At 61.8% G+C, this 4,828-nt stretch carries 3 protein-coding genes; all 3 read right to left on the bottom strand.

Annotation, left to right across the window (positions count from 1 at the left end):
- Window positions 1–1,953 (bottom strand): hypothetical protein (locus H5U38_05850; GenBank protein MBC7186540.1); only part of this gene is annotated, 1,953 nt, incomplete at its 3' end.
- Between the two features lie 15 nt (window positions 1,954–1,968).
- A complete protein-coding gene (locus tag H5U38_05845) occupies window positions 1,969–4,383 on the bottom strand; it encodes a T9SS type A sorting domain-containing protein (GenBank protein ID MBC7186539.1) in 2,415 nt (804 codons plus the stop codon).
- Between the two features lie 93 nt (window positions 4,384–4,476).
- Window positions 4,477–4,773 carry a hypothetical protein gene (locus H5U38_05840; protein ID MBC7186538.1) on the bottom strand — a complete coding sequence of 99 codons (297 nt, stop codon included), beginning with the start codon at window positions 4,771–4,773 and terminating at the stop codon, window positions 4,477–4,479.
- Window positions 4,774–4,828: the final 55 nt, after the last annotated feature.

Here is a 4,828-nt window from a genome sequence, read left to right as displayed (position 1 = left end):
GTTAGGATCTTGCGTGACCTGAAAGATGTCCCCAGTCTCCCAATTGAACCCTGGCGCCGCGGACGAGTACTCGTTGGCCCAGTAGAGCAGTTCGTTCAGATAAGGTCCCACACGATAGGGGATGTAGCCATCTGGCCATTCGGGCCGGCTATTCATGCGCTCGGCGTACACGCGCTGCGAGTTCTGCGCACCCTCCGGGTCCATGTAGGCGTAGGCGAGCATCGCCAAGCTTTCGTGAAAAACTTGGCCTCCGTGCCCCCAGCCCCAGGTTGGTTCCCGCGAGAAAAGGTAGTAGTTGAAGGAACATTCCCCTTCGGGCGGCATCATGCACTGGCGCATCATCGAGAAAGCGCTCCAGTACATGAGGCAGTGGTCGCGGCTTGGCCATGACAGGCGGGGTATCCGCGCATAGGCGGCCTCATCCTCCTGTAGTGCTTCCTCCATGTCGGAGGCCATGAGAGCCTTGCAGGCCATGGCCAGGCTGTCTACGTTGCCTCCCTGCTCGATGACTGCGCGAATCAGGCGAAAGCTCTTGGTTTCGCCCGGCCGCAGTGACATAGAGCGCTGCACCGCCACAACGTGGCACTCCTCGCTGATCAACCCGGACAGGCGGGCGTTGTTGACGTCTGCGAAGAAAGAGGTCACCGCTGGCCGTCCCACCTCGGCAGAGCGCCATCCCCAGGTGCCGTGTTGGTCGCGGCCGACGAGCACGTACCGGTAGCTGCTGTCCGGGTCGAGCCCCAAGTCGAGGTAGCCGGGGTCGCTGAGGTCCTGGGCGACCAAGTCGTAGCGTCCTGGCGTGCCCGTCGTTCTCCGGTACAGGTTGTAACGGCAGCCACGCTCGGGCACCCAGGTCACCACTGCCGCCTGGTAATTGGCGGCAAAGTGGGCGTGCACGTCGCGGGGTGCTGGCGGCACCGTGGTGGGCGCGAGCTGCACGTCGACCCGCACGCCCGATGGCGCAGGCAGTTCCCGCACCGCTGCGCCTCCTATTCCCTGTTCGCCGGTGGCGTTGCAGGTAACCACCACGATGACCGAATCACCGACCCTCAGCGGCGGGTGAAGAAAGTTGCCCAACTCGCAACCCTGAAAACCGTTCCCCGGAATGTTTGGGTCCGGATCCCCCCACTTTGGTGCGTCTTCGGTGAGGATCTCGCCCTGGTGTCCCACGCGCATGACCAGCTGTTGCACCAAAGGCGGCTGGTGCGTGCACAGAGAGCCGTCGGCATGACGCACTGTGCCCCACTCCACGCAGTAGTTGCTCCCGCGCGCATCACGCGCCAGGGGCGGCGCCGGCGGCGCGCCCAAGTTCGCATAGCCGCCGTACGCCTGGGCCGGCGCATCCAGAACCAGGACATCGGTCACGTTGCGGCAATGGGGAACGCCATGCTCAACGGTCCACGAGTCCGGGGGCTCTTCATGGGAGCAGACAGAGGCTCGCGCATCTTCCCTCATCGCTGGCGCCCCTAACCCTTCGGGGTGTTGGAGGAACGCGTACACATCCACGACCTGTGTGGCTATGCCCGAGTTGGTGATTACCACCTCTTCGATGGCAATCCTGGAGCTGTAGACTTGGAAGAAGACCTCCGCTTCGATGTCCGGAAACGGTCGCATGTGAAGCCGCACCAAGTCACTGTAGGAGGCGCTAATCACGGGTTCTCCGACCAGGTCGCGCACAAGATATCGCACCACGCCCCCCACTTTGAAGGCGAGACCAAGCGTGCCCCCATTGTCGGTGGTGAACTCCACTCCGCTTTCCGGCTCGGAAAACTTGAGCTGATACCCTTCGTCCAAGACGAATTGGGAGCGTGCCAGGGGTGCCGCATAGGTGGTAAAAAGCGGGTCGCTGCCCGTGACAGCCAATTGCGACAGTTCGTGTTGGGTCCGGCCCAAGGTCGCCCATACGAGAACCACCGCATCCAGCGTGAGAACTGCAATGAGCCGCCGAGTCATGTTCCGGCACCCGAGCTAACGGACCAGTGTGACCTGCTGCTTCCGCACCAGCATCCCGTTTGTGAGGCGACACCAGTAAACGCCAGTGGGCGAGATCAAACCGTGCTCGTCGCGTCCGTCCCATTGTACCCGGTACGTGCCAGCCGGAAGATCCTGCGCAATCAGCGTTCTGATCAATCTGCCCTTCACATCGTAGATGGCCACTTGCGTTCGACCTTGTCCTGTGGTGCTGAAGCCAAATCCCGTACTTTCGTTGAAAGGATTGGGAAACGCCATGCTGAGCGCGCAGCTGGCTTCTTCCTCCTCCCCTGAAGCGGACACGACGCCAGTCTTGGGGAGGAGATTGACGCGCAGCTCATGGTACCCCACTTCGAAATGCCCCCGCCAGTACTCCATGTTAAAATCTGTAGCCTCAAGGAAACCGTACCCAACTCGCCCCTCGTGCTCTACCCTGACGATGAGCACCGCGTTGGACCACCCGTAGTCGTGGACAATGACGCCGCTTGCAGAAAACGGACACCGCCCGAGGTAGACGTTCCCCAGGTCATCGGCAAAAAGCAGCATGTCCGCCTTGTCGTCGAAGTACTTGCCGTACCACACGCCTGACTGCCCCGTGGCTCGATAGACAGAGACCTGGGCACCGGGCAAGGGGTTGCCGGTGCCGTCTTTCACGGTCAGGCAGTTCTCGAACGGCAAGTCCTGCATAAATGTCCCGATGTTCTCCGGAGCGTTGTAGTTGCCCTTGGTCGCACGGTGGCCGGCAATGAGATTCAATGCGACAGCACTGTAGCGGTCAATCCACGTGTACTCCCCATTCATCAGCCCCTTGTAGGGGGTGTAGTGCACCGCGTCGCCGCCCACGAGCGGCATGTAATGAGTTCCCACGACCAGCCGATCCCCCTCCTTGATGGCGACGGTGGTGCCCCGGCCGTCGTCGTGCACGTTGAAGCCGTAGAGGTCGATCAGGTAGCGTGCGTGGCCCAGTTCGTGGAGCAGTGAGCCCTCGAAAAAGAAGGGGTTGCTGTCGCTGGTACTGTTGTGATTAGCGTAGAAACCGCTTGTCAGCAAGCTGGCAGGAAAACCCCACTGAAGGTCGACCGTGCGATCCTGCAAGTTGGGTGTGTTTGTCGCCAAACCTCCAGCCAGAGGGAGCCTGCCATCGGGCACCACGGTGATGTGGTCAATGCGCAGGCGGTCCAGCACTCCCTGCGGAGTTTCTGGATAGATGGCATTGGCGAACATCTGGTTCCAGCGCCGCACGTGGCGCTGCGCCCAATCCTCCCAGGAGTTGGCATGCACTCCCAACTCTTTCTGGTAACTGTGAAAGTAGTCGTACACGCTCTGCTCGACGTAGAAACCGACGCTGAGGGCGTTGGTATGGATGAGGACGCTGTTGTTCCCTTCTTCCTCTTCGGGCACTGCGTTGTCTGGATCGATGATGAACTCCAATTCATGGCGCGCAAAGGTCCATGGCCAGCTGTAATCGACGGTCGCCATTCCTGAGCCGGGCAAGTCGACGAGGCCCCGGGCAACTTCGTTCCCGTCGAGGAGCCAGACATACGCCACAGCCGGCATATCCTCCGCGGCCCAGTTGCGGACATGTGCGCGCCATGTCACCACCTCCCCCGGCCTGGGCCATCCCTCCACGGCTGGGTCCGTGCTGCCCCACACGTAGTTGAGGCGCGGCAGGCGGGCGATCCACCCCACGTCCAAGTCTGCACCTGCTACAATCTCGTTGACTTCCTCCGAATGCGGACCCCAAACGCCAGACGATGACCGGGCAAACACCACGTAGCCGTAGCTCGCACCCGGCACCACAGTCGAGTCGGTGAAGCTACTTGCGGAGAGCCCCTCGGCCACGAGCTGGTACTGCATCCGCGCCTGACCACCAGCCACGGTATCCTGTAGAGCCCGCCGATAGACGGTGTAAGTGGCATTCGGGATTGCCTCCCACGCCAGCTCGCGATGGCCGCGAAGGTTCTTCTGCAGGCGCAGCCCTCGCGGCCGTGCGGGCATCTGCACCTTAGCCAAATACAGTGTGGAGAACCAACGGTACCAGGGGATGGCATCGATGCGTTCGGCGAGAACGCCCTGTTCCCCGGTCGCCTCGCAGCAAAAACGTACGACCACGCAATCCCCCACGGCGACGGCTGGCGAAAAGTTGCCCAGTTCCACGCCAAAGGTCCCCTTGCCGTCGATGTTTGGATCGCCGCCCGTGTCCCAGCGTGGCGCGTTCTCCAACAGAACGCGCGACTGGTCGCCGTTCAAGAACACCGTAAAGCTCGCCTCGGGAGGCTGGTGACGGCAGAACTGCCCGTCGGCGTGGCGAACAAAGTTGCGGAAATAGATCCATTGACCCCCGGCTGGCACCACCCACGACGCTAGGCCGATGACAGCGAGAGGCACAAGCCATGACTTTGCTGATGTCACCTATCCTCCGGAGAAAAAAACGCGGCCCTCAGGCGCTCCGGCCAGGTCGATCTGCCTGCCCACCCATGTATTCTGACCGAGAGTCTCGCCATATCAACTTGCGACAAGTGAACGAACGGTCACGAGCACACCAAGGGCAACAATCACCACGGCACCGGCCAGGGCCACGATAGGAGCACCCCAGGCAGGCAGGCGGCCTTGGGCCAGGCGCGCCCCCCTCACCACGACAACGCCCAACACCACCATCACCACTGCCATCCCGAGGCTGAAACTGGCAACAAGCGCCAGCCCAAGGGGGATCTTGTGCATCGATATGGCCAGGAGCAAGATGACCAAAGCCTTGGGGCACGGCACCACACCACCGGAGAAACCCAGTGAGACGGTGTTCAACCAACTTCGCGGTCCCAAAGGCTCCGGCTGTGCATGGTGGTGCTCGTGTTCCTGG

Source organism: Calditrichota bacterium (assembly GCA_014359355.1).
Taxonomy (GTDB): Bacteria; Zhuqueibacterota; Zhuqueibacteria; order JANLFK01; family Oleimicrobiaceae; genus Oleimicrobium.
The sequence above is the reverse complement of the archived record's forward strand: the minus strand, read 5'-3'. Positions and strand labels throughout refer to the sequence as shown.